This is a genomic window from Pedobacter sp. 22163, assembly GCF_052045595.1.
Classification (GTDB): domain Bacteria; phylum Bacteroidota; class Bacteroidia; order Sphingobacteriales; family Sphingobacteriaceae; genus Pedobacter.
Window position 1 is genome coordinate 549,501 of record NZ_JBQEPM010000004.1, and the last position, 23,994, is coordinate 573,494.

Consider the following 23,994-nt stretch of genomic DNA (forward strand, 5'->3'; position numbering starts at 1 on the left):
TAGTCCTGAGTCTACAATCCAAAGTCATAATCGATTTTAGCAATGAGAAGAATTGGTTTAGTAGGCGGTATTAGCTGGGTATCTACTATAGATTATTATCGTTTTATAAATGAGGGAGTAAATGAGCGTTTGGGTGGGTTAAATTTCGCCGAATGTTTAATTTATTCCCTTAATTTTGGCGATATACAAGATAAAACCTGGGAAGGATCGTTTGATCTTTTACTCAATGCTTGCGAAAGTTTAAAAAAAAGTGGGGCAGAAGCAATTGCACTCTGCGCCAATACCGCGCATCTTTTTGCCGATCAATTGCAGGAAAAAATTGCCTTGCCTATTATCCATATCGGTGCCGAAACTGCTAAGGCCATAAATGCTACTGGAATTAAAAATATAGGGCTCCTGGGGACCGTATTTACCATGGAAAAGGACTTTTATATCAAAAAGCTTAAAGACCATGGGTTACATGTTTTAGTGCCTTCAAAGAAAGAAACCCGCGATTATATACAGTTTACCCTTAAAGAAGAATTAGGTAGAGGTGTGATCTTGGAAGAAACCAGGACACAATATATCCAGATAATTAATGATCTGATCAGGGAAGGAGCTGAGGGGATAATTTTGGGGTGTACCGAAATTCCTATGCTGATTAATCAGGATGACTTTGAGATTCCGGTATTTGATACGACCAAAATTCATTGCCAGGCGATTGTAGATTATATGCTTTCGTAACTAACAAAGTATTGGGGTTTCATATGCTGAGGTTTAGTGATGATGAGGTCATGAACGATATCGAGAATGTAGATAGGACAATTCAGCAATATATTGTAGAATGGGAGAAAGATCATCCCCGGATCCTTTGAAAGGAAAGATTTTTAGCAGGGTCATCCCCCTGCCCCCTTCAAAGGGGGAGGTATTAATCGTGAAAAAATAAACCCTTTGCATCTTGAGTTCATCAAGGAATCAGTCGTCTTTGAAAGGGAAAGAGTTAAGTGTAGGAAAATAAGTCTCATAGATTTTTAGGCTCTCAAGAAATCCGTCTCCCTTAAAGAGCGACGCGGAATAGGTTAAGTGTAGAAAACAAATCCTACACATTTGGGCTCACCAAGAAATTTGTCCCCCTTTGAAGGGGGCAGGGGGATGAAGAAGATCATATTTAATTTTAAAGATGAATAAAACAACAAATTGTTTGCTATATGCATTTTTCGACTTTTTACTGCTAAGAAAAGGTTTAAGATATCATGGATAACAACCACTATAATTCTAAATTAAAACTTTTTGCTAGAGGCCATCGAAATGATAGTACAAAAGCAGAGATAAGAATCTGGTGTGAATTGTTGAGGAATAAAAAAATGCTGGGATATTCTTTCTTAAGACAGCGACCAATCGCGAATTATATTGCGGATTTTTTCTCAAAAGATTTAAGGTTGGTTATCGAGGTTGATGGCCTTAGCCATGAGTGGGAGGGACAATTTGAAAAAGATAAAGCACGCGAAGATATTTTAAAAGTATTGGGTTTTCATGTTCTGAGGTTTAGTGATGATGAGGTCATGAACGATATCGAGAATGTAGATAGGACAATTCAGAATTTTATCGCTGAACGGGAGAAAGATCATCCGAGATCCTGTTAAAGAAACAAGTTTTCGCCAGGTCATCCCCCTGCCCCCTTCAAAGGGGGAATGGACTATTCTCTAGCAATTAATTCGTCCCCCTTTGAAGGGGGCAGGGGGATGAAGATGAACGACTAAATCCAACCCATTACACTACTTTAAACAATTTTCCGTTAAATTAAACAATGAATAAAAAACTTTTAATACTGCCTTTATTCGCTTTAATTGCACTTCAGGCTTGTCGGAATAAAACAAACCAAAATGCTGATGAAAATGGAGAAAAGGCAGTAGCTACTTTATCTTCTCCTGATTTTAATGCCGATAGTGCTTATGCCTATACCAAAGCTCAGGTTGATTTTGGCCCTAGGATTCCAGGTACCATGGCTCATCAAAAATGTGCCGATTATTTGGTGGCTAAACTCAAATCGTTCGGCGCTGATGTAATTGTTCAGGGCGAGAAAACACAAACTTATGATGGCAAAAGCTTTCAGTTGAAAAATATTGTTGCCGCTTTTAATCCAGATCAAAAAAAGAGGGTTTTGATCACCGCACACTGGGATGCCCGCCCATTTTCTGATCAGGATACCGACCCTGCAAACCATGCGAAAGCTTTTGATGCGGCAAATGATGGTGCGAGTGGGGTGGCAGTGATTTTAGAAATGGCACGTCAGATTCAGCAGAAACAGCCAGATGTTGGAGTCGATTTTATACTGTGGGATTTAGAAGATTATGGCAAGGCCAATGATGAAACAGCAGATGAAACTACATGGTGTTTAGGCTCTCAATACTGGGCTAAAAAAGCAGTTGCGACAGGATATAAAGCTTTGTACGGCATTAATCTCGATATGGTCGGTGGTGGTAGCGCGCAGTTTACGCAGGATGAAATCTCCCGTCAGGCTGCTCCAAACGTAGTAAACAAGGTTTGGGACATTGGTAATGAAATTGGTTACGCTTCTTACTTTACGAAAATTCCAAGCGGAAAATTGGTTGATGATCATTTTTGGATGAACAAAGCAGGCATTCCTTCTATCGATATTATCCATTACAATGATAACAGTGGTTTTTATATCAATTGGCACACGCAATTGGATAACTTAGCCAATATCGATAAAAATACCTTGAAAGCCACTGGGCAAACTGTTTTAGAAACCATTTATAGAGAAAAATAAGTGACCTTAATGTGTAATTGTTAATTACTTTTAAGGTCATACATTAAAGAAAATTTTATATTCGCCAAACAATATTATCTTAATTAATAATGAAACAATTATTTTCAACTGCAATAGCTTCGCTTTTAGCCCTAGGTGCTTTTGCCCAAAAAAGCGACGGAACAACCAAATCTCTAGTAAATGCTGAGAAGGATTTTGCTAAGTCAATTGCCAAAAATGGAGATAAAGAAGCTTTTATAGACTATTCATCAACGAGTACCTTAGTGTTCAGACCAAATCCTGTTCAGGCCAAAACGTTTTACGCGGCTAAGGCAAATGCTGAAAACGATGTAACCTGGACGCCAAACCTGGCGAAAGTATCACGCAGTGGCGATTTAGGTTTTACTACGGGACCATATGAAGTTGGTACTTCAGAGAAAAAATATGGTCAATACTTATCAATCTGGAAACCAGAAAATGGCAGATGGAAATTAGCTATTGATTTAGGAACTGAAAGCAATAAACCTTTGGCCAAAGTTACGCCACAGTTTATTGAACCTAAAGATCATGTTGCACCAAAGTTCTTAAATGAAAAAGAAATCAAGGCCGGGAAAGAAATTATCTTAACCACCGAGAAAACATTAAATACGTTATTAAAAACGCATGGAATTGCGGCATTTGGAGGCTTTTTAACCAGCGATGCCCGTTTACTTTTTCCAGGTAACGAAGCCATAGATGGAAAAGGAAAAATTATTGCTTTTTATAACGGAATGATCAGCAAAATTAACTTAAAAACAACAGGCGTAGATAAAGCAATCGGTAGTGATTTGGCTTATACCTATGGCGTTGCTACTATCGATTACAAGGCCGATTTACGTGAAAGTTTTAATTATGTTTTCGTTTATGAAAAGGGAGCTGATGCAAGCTGGAACTTAATTGTACAGGCCTTTGTACCAGCAGAAAGATAAATAACAAATGTGAATTAAAGAGGGCTCTCCATAAAAAGAAGCCCTTTTTTTATTTCTATATTTTGCTTGCTTTATGGTCCGATCTGGCCCTGATCCGATTGCTATCGGATGGAGTGGTATCTTGAAGCGTAGCCAAAAGATATAACGGAAAGCAGGAATAAACATTAAATAGAAGCACAGTTTTTGCGCTCCAAAAATTATTATCACCAATAAAATTATTCATTTTACGTTTAAAATTCATGCATAAAAAATTACTTCTGCTCTCAACCCTGATTTTATTGTTTTTTCATGTTTCTGCCCAAAAGAAAAAATTCGATGTACAGGGTAAAGCCGGCGCACGTGGTATTATGCCCGAAAATACCATTGAGGGAATGTTAAAAGCGATTGATTTAGGCGTTACCACCTTAGAAATGGATGCCGTGATCTCGAAAGATAAGCAAGTGGTGCTTTCACAAGAGCCTTACTTTAACAATGAGATTTCTTTGCTGCCTAACGGTAAGCCGATTACTTTAAAAGATCAAAAGAATTATAACATCTACAAGATGGATTATGAGGAGGTTAAAAAGTTTGATGTAGGCAGTAAGGTCCATAACCGCTTCCCTGGTCAGATGAAGTTTAAAGCATACAAACCGCTACTTTCTGAAACAATAGATGCGGTTGAGGCTTATGTTAAAGCACACAAACTCGCCAAACCTGTATATAGCATCGAAACGAAAACAATTAAAAAGGGCGATAACGAATTTCATCCCGAGCCTGCAGAATTTGTAGAATTGATTATGGAAGTAATTAATTCGAAAAAACTTGCCAAAAGAGTGATTATCGAATCATTTGATATGCGTACGCTACAATACCTGCACGAGAAATATCCCAAAATACAAACCTCGTTATTGATTGATGAAAAAGAACCCTTTGAAGATTATATTGATAAGTTAGGTTTTAAACCGACTATTTATAGTCCTTACTCGGTTTTGGTTGGTAAGGGTTTGGTAGACCGCTGCCACGAAATGGGTATTAAAATTATCCCATGGACGGTTAATACAGTAAAGGAAGTGAATTATTTTATGAGCCTCGGGGTAGACGGCATCATTACCGATTTTCCCAACATCATGGGACAGCTTAAATAGCCAGAAATAAAAGGGCATAAAAAAAGCGTTAAGATTCAAATCCGAACGCTTTTTTTATGCTTCTATAACTGGAAACCCCCTAGTGGTGTGCTTCTGGTTTTTCGTGCGCTGCTTCAGTTTTTTCATGATGAGCAGATGCTTCTTTGTGGTTAAAGATTGGTCTAGTGAAATAGACGCACAATAATAAAACCAGAATCCATGCAGCCAATGGTAAAGCCCAAATGCCTTTTGTTTGCTGAACAGGTGCGTGTGAATCGTGAGCTGACATATCGAATATTTTTGATTTAAAAATTTATGCTTTGTAATTGTGCGGTAAAGATAGTAACAAAATTAAAATAACAAGGGCAATTCGGTGAATTGTATTATAAGATTAACCGATCAGTTAAAAAGGATAAAAGGCATTGCCTTTTATCCTTGTAAATCGTAAATCATTGCTTTTGTGCTGTTCATTTTGCTTTTAATACGGTTTTGGTGCTCCATTAAAGTGCTTTGCTCATCCTGAATGGCATTAAACAGTTCTGCTTTTTTGAAATAATTTGCCGCGTCTGTAAAATTTTGCTGTTGCTCGGCATGTAGGCCCAAACATTCGTAAATGTGTGCTTCGCAAACACCAGGTACAAGTAAAGCCTTTTCTGCAACCTGTTTCACCAATTTGTGCATTTTAAGCGTAATAACAAGTTCAAGATAGGGTTTATAGACCTCTGGGAAATCCGAATCTAGCTCAATGCAACGTTTGTAATAATAACCTGCTGTTTTATAATCTTTAAAATGATTCTGATAAATATCGCCCAACTGAAAATAAGCTCTTGCATAATCAGGGTCGAAAACAATAATTTCGTTAAAATACTGAAGTGCCTTGGGTAATTCGCCCCAGTGCAGTTCTTCGATGGCCTGTAGATATTTTTCTTCTACAGTGGTATAAATGTCCATAACGGATATAATTAATTTTGATAAGCGGTTAAATGCTTAGCAAATGCGTAATAAAATTGATTTTTAAATGTGGGTTTTGTTTATTGAAACTTAAAACCGCGTTAAGGGTTGGGGAGGAAATTTAAGTCAATACCCAAGTCCTTTATACCACAAGACGGGCTAAAGCTTAATTGTTGGATATGTAGTTGACTTAGCATTTCTGTAAATTTTGATGCAAAGATATTTATTTTCAGTGAATTGCAAATTATTTTTTTTCGATTGATCTGCTTTTTATATCGACAAGCGCATTTTTAATCTGCCTCCTATGCCTTAAAATATGAACGATGGCATGCTCTAACATTTGTTCTACATCGTATTGTTGTCCCCACTTTGTATTTATCTTTTTAGATTGATCGAACTCTTCCATGGTGATGTCAGGATTTCTGTTGAAAAAATCCTCGTTATATTTAAGTGCTTCCCTGATCCTTGAGATATAAGGTGTGATATGGTCAAACTGCAATCGTTCCGGCCTTACTGTTTTCAATCCAATAGAATTTTCGATATATACCGCATAACTAAACATTGAAGCGGTTACATGCGTTAAGATGGTTTGAATAGAAATGCAATCTGGATTTGAACTTTCTGGCTCAATGGTTTTAATCAGTTGATGTGGGCTAATGGGTTCGATTACCGCAATAAGCTCCTCAATCGCCTTTTTATATTCATCCATCAGTGCAGCTATAGCACCGGTAAGTTTATTCGCATCCATCTTAAAACAAATATAATTGTTTGTGATGAGTTTTGTGTTGCAAGGCCTTGCGTTGGTCGGGATTTGTAATTCAGACCTATTGTATTTTAGAGAATAGAAGGATTGAAAATCCTGAATAACAAAAGTTTAAGTTAACAGATCAATTATTCCAATGTAGATTGGTAAAGGAATCATTGCGGTAATCACAATGAATTCATTTTTAGATTGTCCTTTATTTATTAAAGTAAGGACTAGAAATGTTATTAAATAGATGCATGATAGGAACATTATGGAAATAAACATACCAAAATCAGGCATCCCGCATCTTAGTGCAGAGCTGGTTGGTAAACTATGAAAAAACATAAAACAAAACACCCAGCTTCTGATATAAAAGCCAAGAAATATTAAAGAAATGATTCTCCTTCTAATAAAGGCTAACACTGGTTTTATGAACTGCATGTTTATCCTTAATGCATTTAGTATAGAAAGGTAACCTAAGCATTTTATTAGATGGGATTTGCATCCCGGCTAGCCGAGCTGTTCTAGTTCAAACTGTAGATTCGATTTTGCCTGGCTTTCAAATTTGTGATAAAAATAATCTGTTTTAAAAATCCGTTCCATTTTTATGAAATGTTCCAGAACCTTTTTTCGTCCTGGATTATAAATGAGATCTGGATAAACTGAATATTCTTTTCTTACGTTTTGCGAATATGTAGTATAGTTTTCTAAGCTTTGGCCTAATATCGAAAGATCTGCATCAGTAAAATAATTTGTATCTGATTCAGGATAAGCAAGGTGTTTTTTAGTGGCTATTATTTGAGTTTTGCAGTTATTGATGATGTGATCAGGAACTGAAATCTGCGCCATTCTCTTCTGGGCAAGTCCGGCACTTTTCTCTTCATTATCCGATTTTAAAACATTATAAATAATATCATGATAGAACATCGTAAATAGAATACTTTCCCAGCTTTCAATGTTAACTTTTACTTCAGTAAGTTGCGTCAGCAGGTTATCAAGATGTGAAAGTGTGTGATAATGTCTTTTTTTATGAGTGTACTTTTTCTCAATCTCAGCCCAAAATTCGGCTATTATTCGGTCACTATCCGTATAATTTGTTAAGAGATTAATGAATGTATCTTTTAGCACGAGGTTTTGCTCGAATAGTATCGATACACAAGATACGGATTGGAGATGACTTTTCCTGCTGTATAATGGATTGTAATCCACTAATAGAGGTTAAAAATTCTGGCTTATCAGATGGGATTGCAAATCCCGGCTAGCTTAATGCTACTACAATAAATCTTTAATGATTTTCTCAATTGATAAGCCTTCAGCTTCAGCACGGTAATTACGCACAATGCGGTGACGTAAAATAGGCTCAGCAACTGCTTTAACATCTTCAATGTCTGGCGAGTACTTCCCTGTTACAGCGGCATGGCATTTTGCGCCCAATACTAAAAACTGCGAGGCACGCGGACCAGCACCCCAGCTGATGTATTTGTTAATTGCATCCGTAGCAAACTCGCTGTTGGGGCGGGTTTTAGCAGCCAGTTTTACGGCATATTCCAAAACATTATCGGTAATAGGAATATCGCGGATCAGTTTCTGGAAATATTGAATATCATCTGCATGGATAATTTTCTGCAGTTGAACGGTTTTATTGCTGGTGGTGTTTTTTACGATGTTCAACTCATCTGCAAAGGCAGGGTAATTTAACTGAATATTGAACATGAAACGATCTAACTGCGCTTCGGGTAGGGGGTAAGTGCCTTCCTGCTCAATAGGGTTTTGTGTGGCCAAAACGAAAAACGGTTTTGGTAAAATATGGGTTTGACCAGCAGCAGTAACTGATTTCTCCTGCATGGCTTCCAATAAAGCCGCCTGAGTTTTTGGTGGAGTACGGTTAATCTCATCAGCGAGGATAATATTAGAAAAAACAGGCCCTTTTATAAATTTAAAGTGCCTGTCTTCTCCTAAAATCTCTGCGCCAATAATATCACTTGGCATTAAATCGGGGGTAAACTGAATGCGGTTAAAATCGAGGTCTAAAACAGAAGCCACCGTTTGTACAAGTAAAGTTTTGGCTAATCCCGGTACGCCAACCAACAGACAATGTCCGTTACTAAAAATGGCGATTAAAACAGATTTTATGATGTCATCTTGTCCAACTACTACTTTGCTTATTTCGGCTTTAATGTTGTTGAAAGATTGATGAAGTGCATCAACAGCTTCTACTTCGTTCTTATACTGCATTGGTGTTATTTTGCGGCTGTGGTTTTAGTCCAAATTTTTAATTCATCACAGGTGTTAAATTCGTCGTCGATTTTAATGTAAGTACTTTCGCGACGTTTTTCAAACCATTCGCTTAAAGTACGATTAATTTTATCACTTTGTGCGGCATCTCTGATTTTTGGGAAATCTTGTGTTAAGTTTGCTTTGTGCGGTGGGATTTTAGATTTTAAATATAAAATGCGATATCCTTGTTTTCCATCAGCAGCAGTAAATAAATCTGGTTTAGAAATACCGCCGATTTTCATGCTATCGATTACCAGAAACACAGAAGGATCTAATTTATCAACAGGAATAAAGGTACTTCTTGCCTGAACATTTTCGGCATTAAGCATCATACCACCATTATATTTACTCTCTTTATTATCTGAATAAAGGTTTGCAGCAGCAGCGAAACTTAATTTTTTACCGATAATATTGTTGTAAATGCTATCTGCATGCAATTTTAAACGCGTTAAACTTTCTGGTGTAGTTTTAGGCATAATTAAAATATGTCTAACGTGTACCTGCTCGCCTCGACGTTCTAAAACCTGTAAAAAGTGGAAACCATAATCTGTTTCGAATACTGGTGAAATTTCTCCGGCTTTCAGCTTAAATGCCCAGGCGGTAAACTCTTTAACCATGGTATTTCTGTCGATAAAACCATAATCACCACCATCGGCAGCAGAACCTGGATCTTCAGAGTAGGTTTTAGCTAACACACCCATATCTTCACCACTTTTAACCCTTAAACGAAGAGCTTCAATTTTATCGCGGAATTTTTGTTTTTCTGCTCTGGTTAACTGTGGGTTTAAAATTACTTCACCAACTTCTACCTCAGTATTAAATTCAGGAATGCTATCACCTAACGATTTGAAGTATTTTTCAACTTCCATTGGTGTAACGTTAATGTTCTCAGTAATTTTTTGTTGCATCTTTTGAGCAATCAACTCATCTTTTACCGATGGTCTGATCTCATCTTTGTACTGAAGCACAGATTTGTTTAAGAATTGTTCTAAACGCTCTTGCCCGCCGGCACGTTGCATGCTATAACGCATACGCTTGTTTACTTCATCATCAACAGCACCATCTTCAACCATTACTGAATCGATCTCAGCCTGTTGTTTAAGCAGTTTTTGAGTTAAGGTTTGTTGTAATATTTTACACTTAATATCATTGTTGGCCTGGTTTCCCTGATAAAGATATTGTGTGTATTGTTGGTTTAAATCTGATAGCAGGATAATATTATTTCCTACAACAGCAGCAACTTTATCTACAGTATGCTTTTGAGCGAAACTGTTTAAAAACAGGCAAATTAAAGCGGTTGCTACTAAAAAAACTTTCTTCATTCTATTTGTTATATTTTGCAAATTTAATACTTATGGTCAAAAAATCAGGTTGGTTATAACTTGGCAAGCTTTTTTAACTCGTTTTCGTTAATTTTGATCTGATATTTTTGTTTGAGGCTTTTTAGCCAATTTTCTTCTAAACTAAGTTGGTAATCGGCAATTACCTCTCCTCTAACCTCGCTTAAGGGTTTATTATACTTTTGTTGGTTTTTACTGTAAAAATCATTTATCGCCTGCTCATCTTCCTGTGCCTTATTCCAGATTTTTTGTTCCGAAACATTGAACATTAAAACCCCTTCACGGTATTCGTTCAATAAAAAATCGCGGTCTTTGTTACTTACGCCAATTTTTTTATGTGTGGTTAATGCATCTTCGTAGGTTTTGATTTCTTCCTGGTAACTAGCATTTTTGTCCAATCCCATTTCCCGGGCATCTAAAACTTTAAGCTTAAAATTTATATACAAGTTTAAATATGCTTGTAAAGTATCGTAAGCTGCACTAACGTTTCCGTTATGGCTTTTTTTGTATGCCCACATAAATTCTTTGGTGCTTATTGATTTACCGTTTACCACAGCCACGTTTTGTGCAAACGAAATGCTATAAATAAAGCTAAAAACAAATAGGCAATAAGCTTTCCTCACGCAGAGCACTCTATAAATTTTAAGGGATAAAAGTAACAATTAGCGACGCTATTATAAGATATTTAACTAATTTTAACAGAAATTATTATCCAACAAAAATACGAATGGAAAACCAGGTTACCAACAATGCGAATGCTTTACGTTTATTTTTTACTGAAGAGGTTTTCTTGGTAAAAGATGAAAGTGTAGAAATTCTGCCTTTACGTAATCCAGAGCCAGTTTTTGCTGTCGAAAATGTTTCTGTTACTGAAGAAAAAGAACCTGTTTTAAAACCGGAAATAACGCAAATTCCTGGGATTAATCCTACAAATGCACCTAAAGTTTATACGCAAGGTCCTGAAATTCCGCATATTGTGGCCGAACCAGCACCAGAAAAAACGTTTAAATTTTTAGGTGGAAATAAAAAATCGGTGCTGATTTTAGTAAACGATAATCAGAACGATGTAAGTACCGAACAGGGCAGGGAACTGCTGCGCAAAATTGTGAAGGCAGTAGACTTGGGCACACCCGATTTTGCCATTTTAAATTATGCAAATTATAGCGGAACTGACTATGCAGAACTGCATAGGTTTTTTAAACCGGCCATTATGTTGTCTTTTGGAGTAGAGATTGCCGACTTGAGACTGAACCTTACCTGGCAGAATGAAATCATTGTTCACGAAACCACCAGGATTATATTTGCCCCTAACCTCCATCATCTGGATAGCGATTTAACCGCTAAGAAAACACTTTGGGGGCATCTTCAGAAAATTAAATAATCCGGTAACAAAGAAACGGTTAATCTTTCAAATCCTACATCCTACATCCTACATCCTACATCCTACATCCTACATCCTACATCCTACACCCTACACCTTCCCAAAAATGAAAAAACTTGTATTTGCGACCAATAATCAACATAAAACCGAAGAAATACGGACTGCACTTGAAGGTAAATATGAGGTGCTGAATCTGGAAGATATTGGTTGTTTGGTTGATATTCCTGAAACTGCAGATACCTTTGAAGGAAATGCTACTTTAAAAAGTAACTACGTGGTCGAACATTTTGATTTTGACTGTTTTGCAGATGATAGCGGTTTAGAGGTAGATGCTTTGAATAACGAACCGGGAGTTTACTCTGCCCGATATTCGGGAAGCAGGGATAGCTTAGAAAATATTCAATTGGTTTTAGCTAAGCTTGAAGGGAACCTCAACAGAAAAGCAAGGTTTAAAACGGTAATCTCCTTAATGCAGAATGGCAAAAACCATATATTTGAAGGTTTAATTGATGGAACCATCAGGACAGAATTATCAGGTTCGAAAGGCTTTGGTTATGATCCTATTTTTCAGCCGGATGGTTATGATATCACTTTTGCTGAAATGGACATGACAGAGAAGAATAAAATCAGCCACCGTGCCATTGCACTTAAAAAGATGTTGGATTTTTTGAAGGGATAGGAGAGTAGGCTTTACGAGATTATTAGATTTTGATAGATCGTCATTTCGACCATAGTGTTCCGAAGGAACTCCTTTGGAGGAGAAATCTTTGAACTTTTCATCAAAAGATTTCTCCATTCCGCTGCGCTCCAGTCGAAATGACGATCACATTTATTACATTTTACCAACCGCCTTTTTCACCTGAACAGAATCTTTTTTCACCTGAACGGAATCCTTTTTCGGTAAAATGGGTTTAATGCCAAAATTGGCCGTGTCTGCCGGTTTAGTTTGTGGCAATTTCTTATCCACATTTAAGCTGTCTTTTCCCAATGTGATTTTTGGTTTAACCACAGGTGCCGTTGTTGATGGTTTAATTATTGGGGTTGTGGTTTTAGCACCGGCTACAGTTTTGCCAGCAACTGTTTTGGCCTTTGTTTTGGGTTTAGGTTTTCCAGATGAGCCAATGGCATCTTTTTTTGATTTTGGGCGTTCGGTAGGTTTCCATGAAAATCCTTTTAAAACATGATCTTTTGCAATCGTGTTTTCCGGATTCAAAGCGCCTTCTATTCCCTTGATATAAACAATTTCCTCAATTGCATTTTCATTATCCTTGAAGATGAATTTTATCCTGCTGCTTAGGGTTTGATTCATTTCTTTATACACCTTTGTACTGTCATCCTGGGTATAATAAATACTTTCGGCATTGCCATCTACATATAGGTTCTTGAATTTTCCGTTGGTAAAGAAACCAGTCATTAACCTTCCTTTTATCTGGTTAAACCTTAACGAATCTTTTGGTGTATTTACTAAAAATGCATTTCTAAATGCCTGTAAATTATTTAGTTTTTTATTCTTGAACTGAACAAATATCGTGTCGCCAACCTGTTGAGAACCTTCTGACCAGATGATTGGATTACTGTAGCAACGTAGCGTAGAATCGGCACTGGTATAAAAAAGGCTGTCGGTTTTGGCCTGTATATTAGTTTTAAAAATCTTAACGCCATGGTAAGCCTTAATTATACGGGTTTGAACGGTATCAGCCGGGTTAAATTTGGCCGTATCAGTCTTTAATGCACCTGGTTTTAAGTTTCCTAGCGCTTTTGTTAAGCTATCTTTAGCGCCAGATTTTGTTATCTTTTTTTGCAGGCTATCGATTTTTGTTTTCGATACATCCTTTGCTATCGAATTGGTTTTGTCAGCCAGTTTTTTCAGACTATCAGTTTTAAGTTTAGGCAGGTTTTTAATAAGGGAATCGGCCTTGTTCTTTAAAAGATTATTTTTCTGCAAACTATCAAGGTTAAGCTTGGGCAGGTCCTTGCCAAGTGAGTCTACCTTCGATTTTAAACTATCAATACTTTTATCCTTCAGGTTAAGCGCGTCTTCCGCTTCGGTATCGCCTTTGTTCTTTTTCTTTTTATCAGCCCTGCTATTTTTACGCTTATTTCTGTCTTCTTTTTGGGTAGATTCAGCTTCCGGTTTGTATTTTGGCTCCCCTTTTTCTTTCTTTTCTCCGGTATCTTCATCATCTTCGCCAACCTGATTGTCGGCTTTAATCGAAATTTTAGGGATTAGTTTTAAGGTTTTTTGCAATACCATCTGCGTTTCTAAAGTATCGGCACCCATCCATAAACTATCTGGTCTTTTTTTATTCTTCACCATTACCGAATCTTCCGTGCCTATTCCTAAATATGCATTTCTGGTAACCAAGGTCCGCTGATCCATTTTATAGTAATATCCCAAATCACCGAACATCTTCATCTTATCTTTTGTATCAGAAAAAACAATGTTTTTTACTGCTTTACCAATGCCTTTCTTCCCGAAATAATACAAACTATCACCTTTTAACGATCTGGTGCCTTGCGTGTATAGGTTTTTCTTTCCAAAAAAAGCATCCTCAGTCATCGTATTATACTGACCATTTTCGGTGTAAAGATTATCGTCTTTTCCCTTGATATTGGTAGGGCCATAAAAGTAGGTCCATTTATCCTGAGTATTATAGCTCATCGTATCCGATTTTATGACCGATTGAGGCGTAACTACTATCACATCATATTTAAAGTAGGCTACGTTTCTTTGGCTAAAATAATAGCCATTTTTACTCGTTACTGTTACCTCTTGATTTACAATTTTTCCTCCACTGGTATAAGTGCCTATCTTGCTGAGGGTATTGTAATCTAAAATATTGGTGGTTAAGGTGGATGTTGGGTCTTTCATCACCACATTTCCGGTTAAATGCGCATGTTTTTTATTCCCATCATACTCCAGTTGATCGGAATAAATATCAGTGGTAAGCTGGTTGATATGTACATTTTTAAAAGCTTCAAAATAGTTCCGCTCGCTATAAAATACGGCACTATCGCAGGTCAGAGTTGCATTATCTTGTTGGAAGACAGGGTTTCGTAGATAGTTTACCTTATTCTTAAGGTCGCCTGTTATTTTTGTGAACGATACGATTTTAATCTTCGAAGCGGGTTGCTGACCGAATAAAAATACTGGACTGATTAAAAGAAATAAAAAGACAAATAGTTTTTGCACACTACAAAGTTAGTTTTTTGTTCCGAACGTTCGGAATACCAGTTAAAATTAAATATTTTTGATGGATGTTACCCGTAAAACAATTTCAGGATTTCATTGAACAGCACCAGCTGTTTGTTCGGGCTAACAAGATCCTTTTGGCCGTAAGTGGGGGAAAAGACTCGGTATTAATGTTGCATTTATTTAAAGCAATAGGCGTTGATATTGGTGTGGCACATTGTAATTTTAATTTACGGGCTGATGAGGCTCAACGTGATGAAAGTTTTGTTGCGCTACTGGCCAAAAGTTTAGGATTACCTTTTTATATAACGCATTTTGATACCAAAAAATATGCGGCCGAAAATAAAATTTCTACCCAGATGGCAGCACGCGATCTGCGCTATAACTGGTTTGAAGAAATTAGGCATAAAGAAAGTTACGATTATATAGCCCTGGCGCAACACCAAAACGATGCGGTAGAAACCATACTCATTAACCTTACCCGTGGCACAGGCATAAGCGGGTTGCATGGCATTTTACCTAAACGTGATTTACTGATCAGACCCTTGCTCTTTTTGAACCGACAGCAGATTGATGAAATTGTAAGGGCTAATAACATCGATTTTGTAGAAGATAGCTCGAACGCAAGTACGAATTATACACGGAATAAAATCAGACTACAGGTAGTGCCGCATTTGCAGGAAATTAACCCTAACCTTGTGAAAACATTTGCAGAAAATAGCTCACGCTTTGCTGAATTGGAGACTTTTTTAAATATCCAGGTTCAGAAACTTGAAAATAAAATTTTAAATAAAAGGAATGATGGCATTTATATTTCTTTGGAAGAGGTTTCGAAATTAAATCCGCAAAAACTCTTGCTTTACGAGTTACTTAAGCCTTTTAATTTTGGCGAAAATGTAGTGAAAGAAATTTTAGACAGTTTAAAGGCTTTAAGTGGTACACATTTTTTTAGTGCCACACATCAGGCCATTATCAATAGAAGTGACCTGGTTATTATTGAAAAAAACACATCGGTTACTGCTAATCAGTTTATCCACCCAACAACTGAAAACATTGTTTTTGCTAATGATGAAATTTCGTTGAGGTTTACAGATGAAGTGAAATTCGAAATTAATTCGAATAAAGCGTTTGTAAATGCTGATAAATTAATTTTCCCTTTGGTGTTGAGGAACTGGCAACATGGAGATAAATTTATTCCGTTAGGTATGCGTAATCCCAAAAAAGTGAGCGATTATTTTATCGACGAGAAAGTTCCCCTACATTTGAAAAGCGTTACACCGATTTTGGTTAACGGCAATGGTGAAATTGTTTGGATTGCTGGTATGCGACAGGATAACCGATATAAATTAACTACAGCAACAAAAAAAGTTGCTATATTCGAACTCAAAATTAAATAAGTGGAAAGCAAATACGCCTATATCGAAAAACAGTACATCGGCCGTGATTATGTCCGTATTTTCATTAGGCTTATTATGGCTGCGTTCTGTTTTGCAGCCTACGTTTATGAGCGCGATCGTGACAATACACAAGACTTGTTTCTTGTTGTAGGTTTCGGGATCATCGGTGTTTCGATGCTTTTACTTTTCCTTATCCAATACAAAATTGTAGTAGATAATGGCAGTATGATTTTGGATGGTCTTTGGACAACCAAACGTGTAAAGATTGATCTGAACAGTATTGTTGATGTTCGTAAGGCAACGTATAGCCGTTATTTTTTCAATAATCCGGTTTACAACCTGCATACAAAAGGTACGATCCGTTTTTATTCATCGGGCAAAGATGCAGTTGTTTTAACCGATCGCGATGGCTTGGAATATTTTATTGGCACCCAAAGGCCTAACGAACTTTTCCTTGTAATCAAAGAAGAAATGCGAAATCTCAAATAATAATTTGGGTGCAATAATTTTCTTCCGGTCTCTAATAAAATCTCTACTCAATATCTCGTCTTTTTTATTGCAATAAGCCGACACGCATTATAGATTAAAATCGGCTACATTTGCGATAACAACAATACATATACAATGAAGATAGGAATTGTTTGCTACCCCACTTTTGGCGGTAGTGGAGTAGTTGCAACAGAACTTGGTAAAGCACTTGCTAACGAGGGACATCAGGTTCACTTTATTACTTATAGTCAGCCTGCCAGGCTTGATTTTTTTTCGGCCAACCTGTTTTATCACGAGGTTTCGGTAAGAGATTATCCACTTTTTGATTACGCTCCTTACGAATCGGCCCTGGCCAGCAAACTGGTAGATGTTGTCCGTTTTGAACAATTGGATGTATTACACGTTCATTATGCCATTCCACATGCTTCTGCTGCTTTTATGGCGAAACAGATTTTGGCAAGTTATGGCATTCATATTCCGGTGGTAACTACCTTGCACGGTACCGATATTACTTTGGTGGGTAAAGATCCAACTTATAAACCTGTGGTTACCTTTTCCATTAATCAAAGCGATGGTGTAACTACAGTGTCAGAAGATTTAAAAGAAGATACTTATAACCACTTCGAGATTACGAAAGAAATTAAGGTAATCCCAAATTTTATAGATTTTTCACGCTTTAGTTTACAGGCAAAAGGTCACTTCAAAAAAGCAATCGCGCCAAATAACGAAAGGATTTTAATCCATACCAGTAATTTCAGGAAAGTGAAACGTACAGCTGATGTGATTAGGATTTTCGAAAAAGTACAGGCGGTTATTCCATCAAAATTATTAATGGTAGGTGATGGACCTGAGCGTGCATATGATGAGCAGCTTTGCAGATCGTTGAATATTTGTGAAAATGTAAGGTTTTTAGGCAAACAAGATGCAGTAGAAGAAATCTTGTCGGTTTCAGATCTTTTCTTAATGCCATCAGAATCGGAGAGCTTCGGTTTGGCTGCGTTAGAGGCAATGGCTTGTAAAGTGCCGGCAATTACTACAAATGCGGGTGGTTTACCTGAACTTAATGTTGATGGATTTTGTGGCTACATGAGCAATGTTGGAGATGTAGATGCGATGGCAGCCCATGCCATTGAAATATTAAAGGATGATGAAACCCTGAACCGTTTCAAAGAAAATGCTTTTGCAAGGGCACAAGATTTTGACCTTAAAAAGATCCTTCCTGTTTATGTTAACTATTATAAGGAAGTAATCGAAAACTCATTACAGCCTAAATATTAACAAATTAAGTCTCACGTTATATTTAACCACAGATAAAAGGATGCACACAGATGATAAATCCGTGTGCATCTGTTGTTAAAAAACTTAAGTAAGATACCAGAGAACTCATTAGTTGATGAATCATATCAGCAATATTTAATAAAAGTAAACTTTCTCAAAATCAAATGATTATAAATCGTATCTTTGCGGCTTGAAACGGTTTTGCAGATAAAGATCCCTAAATCATTTCGACAAAATTAAAAAAGAGGTTATCCCAAATGAAGAAAATAGTTGATTACAGAAAGCTTTTGAGCGTAGATAAAAATGCTGAGTTAAAAGAGCTTAAATCTGTGTACCGCACATTGATGAAAGATTGTCACCCTGATAAATTTCAGCAGGAAGAAGAGAAATTAGATGCAGAAGCTAGAAGTAAAGAAATTATCGAAGCTTACCATTTCCTGGTAAGTATTGCGCCAGAAACACGCGAACAAAATATCGAAACGTACACGCAAACGACAACATTATCGAATATTCAGGATTTCGAATACAAACAACAGGTTTTAAATATCCAGTTTTTTGATGGAAGTGCTTACGAATACTTCGATGTACCAAAAGCAATCTACGTGAAATTGGTTAACGCCGATTCTCCTGGCCGTTTTGCCCGCAGACATATCTTTAATGAATTCCCATATCGCAATGTAGCCAGAGTTGCAGAACCTGCATAATAAGCGACCATATAATATTAAATGGCCCCAATGAAAATCGGGGCCATTTTTTGTTTTTTCGGGCCGTCATGCTGGACTAGTTTTACAAGTAGAAATAGTTTTTCAATTGTCTTGTAGCTACCACATGGTAAGTATCTATCCTGCTCACTTGTTGTTTAAGACCCTGAAATGAATTCAGGGTGACGGATCGAGGGGGATTGGATTTCTGTGTTGAACGTGTTCCCGCGTTTCGTCATACTGAACTTGTTTCAGTATCTATCTGCTAATTTGTGACCCTGAAATGAATTTACTGCGTAGCTTTCCGCTGCGCTACAGGTCAGGGTGACGGATCGAATGGGTGTTTCAGCTTTATTCTAGGGTTTCAAACAAATCCTCCCAATTTGAGTTATTTTGATTAATCAGATTAATCTTCCAGATCCGCTTCCAGTTTTTCAATTGCTTCTCTTTTGCAATTGCTTCTTCAATCGATTCAAATTGTTCAAAATAAATGAGTTTACTACAATTGTATTTGGCTGTAAATGAATCTGGATATTTCTTCTCCCTGTGCTCAACTATCCTGAAATATAAATCTGATGTTACGCCAATATATAAAACTGTATGCGTATGATTAGTTAATATGTAAACGCAGCCACCTCGTTCCATAACTTCTGTTGTTCTATTTTATTATTTTTCTTGCAATAAAGATGCTGAAATAAATACAGCTGGACGCTCGCGTAAGTAAAGTAGCTTAATTTATTTGCGCGTTCCATTATATTGAGCTTGTTTCAGTATATCACATTAAACTCAAATATTCCGACCATTTTAATTCCTTTGGCAGTATTTTGTTGCTAAACTCCAAATGAATTACCCTTCTTTTTTGATTGTTTGTTGTTCTGCTCGAACTGTGCAGGAGCAGTGGTTTCATAATCATCACACCACCTCTTTTTACGTTGCAACTTATTTCTTTTTCTATACTCCAGTTTATGGTTTCGGGGCGATAAATGCCTTTGCTATGCGAATTGGCAATTACTTTTAATGCACCGTTCTCCTCGTTGGTATCGTCGAGATGAATGCGGATAGTGAAATTGTTTTCGAGGATATTAAGTGGCGGTTGAACGGCAAACTGATTATGTTTATTAGTGTAAGGCTCAAAACCAGCTATTTCTATTTTCTGGTTAACTGAAATCGTTAAATCCTGATGATAGGAAACAAACCAATTTGAAGTTTCGGGTTTGTCGAAATAGATCGATTTGACAAGAAAATAGTCTTGACCAAAAACCTCTTTTATGATGTGTTTGAGTTTGTGATTGAAAATAAGATGGATTGTTTCTGGAACTTCTTTTAAAAATTGACGTATCGCAAAAAGATCGCCTGATTTTCTAAAGGTTTCTTTTGTAGAATCTGTCCTGTTAATCGCTGCAAGGATATCTTCAACTTCCTGGGCTGTAAATACATCATCTACGACCGAAAAACCTAATTCCTGAATTTCTTTTTCCTTAACCACCAAATCCATCACCTCAATTATTCAACATGGGTTTAAAGCGGTTATCCTTATTTCTTAAGTCTAAGCCACCTTCGTAAACGGATTTTAAATTAACCAAATAAAAACTCCAACCGTTATGACAACCTAAGCGAATATTTCTTTTTGCATTGTCATCTAAAGGGATGTTCTTTTGCGTCAACTCTACAACTACATACTCAAACTCTTCTCTGAGTTTAATGTCTACCAAACATTCGCCTGCAAAAGTAAATTGAAGTTCATTTTTGCCATTGGCTTCAGTGATGCTCCCTTTTTCAATATCATCATACAAATACCAGATCCATTTGTATTTATCGCCTTTCAATACGTTTTGCGTTTTGTTGAGTAATACGTTATTCTCGTCAGAAAATTCCGCCTCACTTAAAAACCATTTCTCAATTTCGCTGGCTTTTGTCCAGGCATTATACATGTCTTCAAGTTTCGCTTTAACAGCAATCTTAATGGTGAATCTAGTCCAATCGAAGTTTTCCATTGGCTTAATTTTAGGTAATTAATTAAAAACTAAACAAACTGGCGCGCCAACATCAATGCGTTTACCGCTATCGGTTAATTTGCCAGTGGTTTTATTTCGGTTAAAAATAACGATGTTATTGGTGTATTGATGGCCGATCAATAGAAATTTTCCAGTCGGATCAATCGTAAAGTTTCTTGGCCCTTTGCCGAGTGTACTGACTGTTTCGATAAATTTCAATTTTCCGGTCGGTAGAATGGAAAAGGCAGAAATGCTATTGGCATCTCCACGGTTGGTTTCGTAAAGAAATTTTCCGTCAGCCGAAACATGGATGTCGGCACCATCAATTTTTCCGGTAAAATCTTTTGGCGTAGTACCAATTTCCTGAATTTTGGTTAAACTTCCATTCGAATAGGCGAAAACCGTTATGCTGCCATTAAATTCGTGCGCTAAATAGGCAAATTTCCCATTCGGACTAAAAGTGATGTGCCTGGGGCCAGTGCCTGCATTGGTTTTAATTACCGACTTAACGGTTAATATTTTTTCTTTTGAGGAAGGGTTATAGTTGTAAATATAAGTTTGATCTTCACCCAGATCGTTAACAATTAAATATTTGTGATCTGGCGTAAATTTAACCATATGCACATGTGCACTTTCTTGTCTGCCTTTAGGATCGATGCTTTTTCCGGTATGTTTAATTACTTGCAAAGCTGCTGTTAAGGCACCATCAGTCTTGCGTGCGAATACCGCTAAACTGCCTCCGCTATAATTCGCAACAATAACATTTTTGGCATCAACGGTAATAAAACAAGGATCGGCGCCGTGGCTGTCTACCTTATTTAAAAAAGTTAAAGCACCTGTTGTTGCGTTGTATTTAAAAGCACTAACTGTGCTGGTGGCTCCGGTTTCATTAACTACATAAACAAATTTCTGATCTGGAGAAACAGCCAGATAACTCGGGTTCGCCGTGTTTTTTGTGATGCTTTTTGCCGTTGTAGCTGCGGTTGAAGTATTAAAGTTGTAAGTATAGATTCCTTCGCTTTTTCCAGGTGCGGTATAGGTGCCAACAATAAGGTTGTAATTGGTCTTTTGCGCAAATGTTAGCGTTGATAGTATAGAAAGTATAAATACTGAACTAATTTTTTTCATGAAAAACGATATTGATTTTAACAAATATGGGGAATTAAAATGTAATTAGCCACGGAGGCACGGAAGAGCACGGAAATTAATTTCTATTTGATAAACCGTTTTCGTCGTTCTTAATTTATTTCAGAATCTTAAAAATATAAATTGGCAACAAGGTGCAGTATGCTTAAGCTATACTCAAATTTGTCAGTCTCAGCGTAGTCGAAGACGTTACGAGATAGATATGAAAAGATTATCCTTGGGCTATGCCAATCAATGACGGATTCCAGAGAAAGGTCGTCTTTCCCGCGCAGGCGGGAATCTTAATGCAACCTACAGCCCCTTCCAAAGCATTACGATTATCTTCGATGAGTACTCCGTGGTTCCCAATCGAGTTGGGAATGACGATACCCCGCACCCTGTCAAATCCACTCCAATATTTTTCTGAAAAAATTGATTGCTCAGGATAATATTTTTTTTTGTAAAGCAACAAAAAAGGCAACCATTGGTTGCCTTTTTACATATTATTTTATCAGATGTTTAATCTGGATCAATTCATGATCTTCAAGATAGCGCCATCTGCCACGTGGTAGATCTTTCTTAGTCAGATTACCATATACTACACGGTCTAATTTTTCTACATTGTAACCCAGGTGCTCGAAAATACGACGAACAATTCTGTTTTTACCGCTATGGATCTGGATGCCGATTTCTTTTTTGGTTCCACCTGCAACGTAAGAAATGTTATCCGGTTTAATCAATCCGTCTTCCAGCTCTAAACCAAAAGCAATTTTGTTTAAATCGCCTTGTGATAAAGCTTTATCCAGCTCAATATTGTAAATTTTGGTGATACCGTTTTTAGGATGCGATAATTTATCTGCTAAATCACCATCGTTTGTCATCAACAATAAACCTGTTGTATTACGGTCTAAACGGCCAACGGGGTAAATACGCTCGCGGCTCGCCTTGTCAACCAATTGCATTACCGTACGGCGTTCTTGTGGATCGTCGGTAGTGGTGATGTAATCTTTTGGTTTGTTTAATAAAACGTAAACTTTTTTCTCGCGTTTCAATAGCTCGCCGTTATAACGTACTAAATCTTTCGCTGGATCAACTTTATGTCCTAATTCGGTAATGGCTTCTCCGTTTACGGTAATAATGCCGGCAGCAATTAGCTCATCAGCTTTACGGCGGGAGCAGATACCTGCATTTGAAATATATCTGTTAAGGCGAATTAAGCCTTTCTCTTCATTTGTTTTGCGGCCTTGGGCAATTACAGTGCGCTCTGGGCGGTTAAATTCTGTATCTCTTGGCTGAGCATCCTCGCGTTTTCTAAACGGACGGGTGTCGCCTTCCCTCGGTTCTCTAGGTTTTACATCTCTTGAACTTCCAGCACTTGGCTTGAAATCATCAGATTTGCCTCTTGATTTGTAATCTTTATAGCCACCTTCTCTTGGTTTGAAATCTCTTGTTCCACCATCTTTCGATTTGAAATCACGGTCTCCTGTTCTTGGCTTGTAATCTCTTGATCCGCCTTCTTTCGATTTAAAGTCGCGGTCGCCAGTTCTCGGTTTAAAATCTCTCGAATCTACATCCTTAGATTTGAAATCGCGTTCTCCTGTTCTTGGCTTATAATCTCTTGCACCACCTTCTCTTGGTTTAAAATCTCTGTCTCCTGTTTTCGGTTTGTAATCTCTTGATCCTCCCTCTCTCGATTTGAAATCACGATCTCCAGTTCTTGGCTTGTAATCTCTCGATCCACCTTCTCTTGGCTTGAAACTGCGGTCTTCTGATTTTGAGTTGTTATCTTTTGATTTAAACTCGCGGTCTCCAAATTTGAATCCTGTTGATTCTCCATCTTTCGATTTAAAATTACGGTCTCCTGTTCTTGGCCTGAAGTCTTTTTTGTCTCCGAAAGATTTTGATTTGAAATCTTTACCCTCTGAGCTTCTAGGTTTGAAGCCGTCTTTAGAATCGGATGATTTTTTGAATTTGCTGTCTTTGTCGTCTGATCTTCTTCTGTCAGACCCGGCCGAACTACTTCTGCCTTCTGTTTTCCGACTGCCTGGTTTGGACTTGTCATCCCGACTGTTCCTGTTGTTTTTATTTATCATGATACGCTTTTAACCACATTAAAAATGCGGGTTGCAAATTTATGAAAAATTGATGAACATAACAATTTTAAGAGCGGAAAAATTAGATAAAAAAATAGCCTCTAAAATAGAAAAAATTGGCTGAAAATCAAAATTTAAAATCCACATTTAAAGCGCTTTAGAGGCTGATTTTTGGGGTTAATTCTGTAACTATTTGATAATGTGCTTATT

The 23,994-nt window shown here is 37.2% G+C and carries 24 protein-coding genes; 11 read left to right on the plus strand and 13 right to left on the minus strand.

The window, feature by feature from the left end; translation table 11 throughout:
- The first annotated feature begins 42 nt into the window (after nt 1–42).
- From ACTJKN_RS13510 to ACTJKN_RS13530, 5 genes are all read left to right on the plus strand, one after another.
- Nucleotides 43–723, plus strand: a complete 681-nt coding sequence (locus ACTJKN_RS13510; RefSeq protein ID WP_440825698.1) for an aspartate/glutamate racemase family protein — start codon at nt 43–45, stop codon at nt 721–723.
- Between the two features lie 509 nt (nt 724–1,232).
- Nucleotides 1,233–1,622: an endonuclease domain-containing protein gene (locus tag ACTJKN_RS13515; RefSeq protein ID WP_440825700.1), complete on the plus strand. Its 390-nt coding sequence runs from the start codon at nt 1,233–1,235 to the stop codon at nt 1,620–1,622.
- Nucleotides 1,623–1,786: 164 nt separating this feature from the next.
- Complete coding sequence (locus ACTJKN_RS13520) at nt 1,787–2,770, plus strand: M28 family peptidase (protein ID WP_440825701.1); 984 nt, start codon at nt 1,787–1,789, stop codon at nt 2,768–2,770.
- A gap of 89 nt (nt 2,771–2,859) precedes the next feature.
- Nucleotides 2,860–3,717 (plus strand): nuclear transport factor 2 family protein, encoded by an 858-nt coding sequence (locus ACTJKN_RS13525; protein ID WP_440825702.1) that lies wholly within the window; start codon nt 2,860–2,862, stop codon nt 3,715–3,717.
- A gap of 239 nt (nt 3,718–3,956) precedes the next feature.
- Entirely contained in the window at nt 3,957–4,841 is an 885-nt protein-coding gene (locus ACTJKN_RS13530) for a glycerophosphodiester phosphodiesterase family protein (protein WP_440825704.1), read from the plus strand.
- Nucleotides 4,842–4,920: 79 nt separating this feature from the next.
- Here the strand turns inward: ACTJKN_RS13530 and ACTJKN_RS13535 are convergent, their stop codons facing one another.
- The 7 genes from ACTJKN_RS13535 to ACTJKN_RS13565 form a co-directional block, all read right to left on the minus strand.
- A complete protein-coding gene (locus tag ACTJKN_RS13535; RefSeq protein ID WP_440825706.1) occupies nt 4,921–5,109 on the minus strand; it encodes a hypothetical protein in 189 nt (62 codons plus the stop codon).
- 140 nt (nt 5,110–5,249) lie between these two features.
- Nucleotides 5,250–5,771, minus strand: a complete 522-nt coding sequence (locus tag ACTJKN_RS13540) for a hypothetical protein (protein WP_440825708.1) — start codon at nt 5,769–5,771, stop codon at nt 5,250–5,252.
- Between the two features lie 244 nt (nt 5,772–6,015).
- Entirely contained in the window at nt 6,016–6,519 is a 504-nt protein-coding gene (locus tag ACTJKN_RS13545) for a DinB family protein (protein WP_440825710.1), read from the minus strand.
- 507 nt (nt 6,520–7,026) lie between these two features.
- Nucleotides 7,027–7,644, minus strand: a complete 618-nt coding sequence (locus ACTJKN_RS13550; protein WP_440825711.1) for an HD domain-containing protein — start codon at nt 7,642–7,644, stop codon at nt 7,027–7,029.
- 144 nt (nt 7,645–7,788) lie between these two features.
- On the minus strand, nt 7,789–8,751 hold the full coding sequence (locus ACTJKN_RS13555) for an AAA family ATPase (RefSeq protein ID WP_440825713.1): 963 nt from the start codon (nt 8,749–8,751) through the stop codon (nt 7,789–7,791).
- A gap of 5 nt (nt 8,752–8,756) precedes the next feature.
- Nucleotides 8,757–10,115 (minus strand): peptidylprolyl isomerase, encoded by a 1,359-nt coding sequence (locus tag ACTJKN_RS13560; RefSeq protein ID WP_440825715.1) that lies wholly within the window; start codon nt 10,113–10,115, stop codon nt 8,757–8,759.
- Nucleotides 10,116–10,168: 53 nt separating this feature from the next.
- Nucleotides 10,169–10,651, minus strand: coding sequence for a hypothetical protein (locus tag ACTJKN_RS13565; RefSeq protein ID WP_440825717.1), 483 nt, complete (start codon nt 10,649–10,651; stop codon nt 10,169–10,171).
- A gap of 209 nt (nt 10,652–10,860) precedes the next feature.
- Here ACTJKN_RS13565 and ACTJKN_RS13570 point away from each other — a divergent pair, with 209 nt between their 5' ends.
- Together ACTJKN_RS13570 and ACTJKN_RS13575 are read left to right on the plus strand one after the other, a co-directional pair.
- Nucleotides 10,861–11,514, plus strand: coding sequence for a hypothetical protein (locus ACTJKN_RS13570; protein ID WP_440825719.1), 654 nt, complete (start codon nt 10,861–10,863; stop codon nt 11,512–11,514).
- A 106-nt stretch (nt 11,515–11,620) separates the two neighbouring features.
- Entirely contained in the window at nt 11,621–12,193 is a 573-nt protein-coding gene (locus ACTJKN_RS13575) for a non-canonical purine NTP diphosphatase (protein ID WP_440825721.1), read from the plus strand.
- A 153-nt stretch (nt 12,194–12,346) separates the two neighbouring features.
- Here the strand turns inward: ACTJKN_RS13575 and ACTJKN_RS13580 are convergent, their stop codons facing one another.
- Entirely contained in the window at nt 12,347–14,707 is a 2,361-nt protein-coding gene (locus ACTJKN_RS13580; protein ID WP_440825722.1) for an OstA-like protein, read from the minus strand.
- A gap of 65 nt (nt 14,708–14,772) precedes the next feature.
- Here ACTJKN_RS13580 and tilS point away from each other — a divergent pair, with 65 nt between their 5' ends.
- From tilS to ACTJKN_RS13600, 4 genes are all read left to right on the plus strand, one after another.
- On the plus strand, nt 14,773–16,104 hold the full coding sequence (tilS, locus tag ACTJKN_RS13585) for a tRNA lysidine(34) synthetase TilS (RefSeq protein WP_440825724.1): 1,332 nt from the start codon (nt 14,773–14,775) through the stop codon (nt 16,102–16,104).
- Entirely contained in the window at nt 16,105–16,593 is a 489-nt protein-coding gene (locus ACTJKN_RS13590) for a hypothetical protein (RefSeq protein ID WP_029282618.1), read from the plus strand.
- A 135-nt stretch (nt 16,594–16,728) separates the two neighbouring features.
- Nucleotides 16,729–17,871, plus strand: coding sequence for an N-acetyl-alpha-D-glucosaminyl L-malate synthase BshA (gene bshA, locus ACTJKN_RS13595; protein WP_131027844.1), 1,143 nt, complete (start codon nt 16,729–16,731; stop codon nt 17,869–17,871).
- A 257-nt stretch (nt 17,872–18,128) separates the two neighbouring features.
- A complete protein-coding gene (locus ACTJKN_RS13600; RefSeq protein ID WP_029279950.1) occupies nt 18,129–18,575 on the plus strand; it encodes a KTSC domain-containing protein in 447 nt (148 codons plus the stop codon).
- A gap of 348 nt (nt 18,576–18,923) precedes the next feature.
- Here the strand turns inward: ACTJKN_RS13600 and ACTJKN_RS13605 are convergent, their stop codons facing one another.
- From ACTJKN_RS13605 to ACTJKN_RS13625, 5 genes are all read right to left on the minus strand, one after another.
- A complete protein-coding gene (locus ACTJKN_RS13605; RefSeq protein WP_440825727.1) occupies nt 18,924–19,217 on the minus strand; it encodes a GIY-YIG nuclease family protein in 294 nt (97 codons plus the stop codon).
- 130 nt (nt 19,218–19,347) lie between these two features.
- Nucleotides 19,348–20,067: a phytanoyl-CoA dioxygenase family protein gene (locus tag ACTJKN_RS13610; RefSeq protein ID WP_440825729.1), complete on the minus strand. Its 720-nt coding sequence runs from the start codon at nt 20,065–20,067 to the stop codon at nt 19,348–19,350.
- 4 nt (nt 20,068–20,071) lie between these two features.
- Complete coding sequence (locus ACTJKN_RS13615; RefSeq protein ID WP_440825731.1) at nt 20,072–20,566, minus strand: SRPBCC family protein; 495 nt, start codon at nt 20,564–20,566, stop codon at nt 20,072–20,074.
- A gap of 18 nt (nt 20,567–20,584) precedes the next feature.
- Entirely contained in the window at nt 20,585–21,694 is a 1,110-nt protein-coding gene (locus ACTJKN_RS13620) for a lactonase family protein (RefSeq protein WP_440825733.1), read from the minus strand.
- Between the two features lie 500 nt (nt 21,695–22,194).
- A complete protein-coding gene (locus ACTJKN_RS13625; protein ID WP_440825735.1) occupies nt 22,195–23,784 on the minus strand; it encodes a pseudouridine synthase in 1,590 nt (529 codons plus the stop codon).
- Nucleotides 23,785–23,994 lie beyond the last annotated feature (210 nt).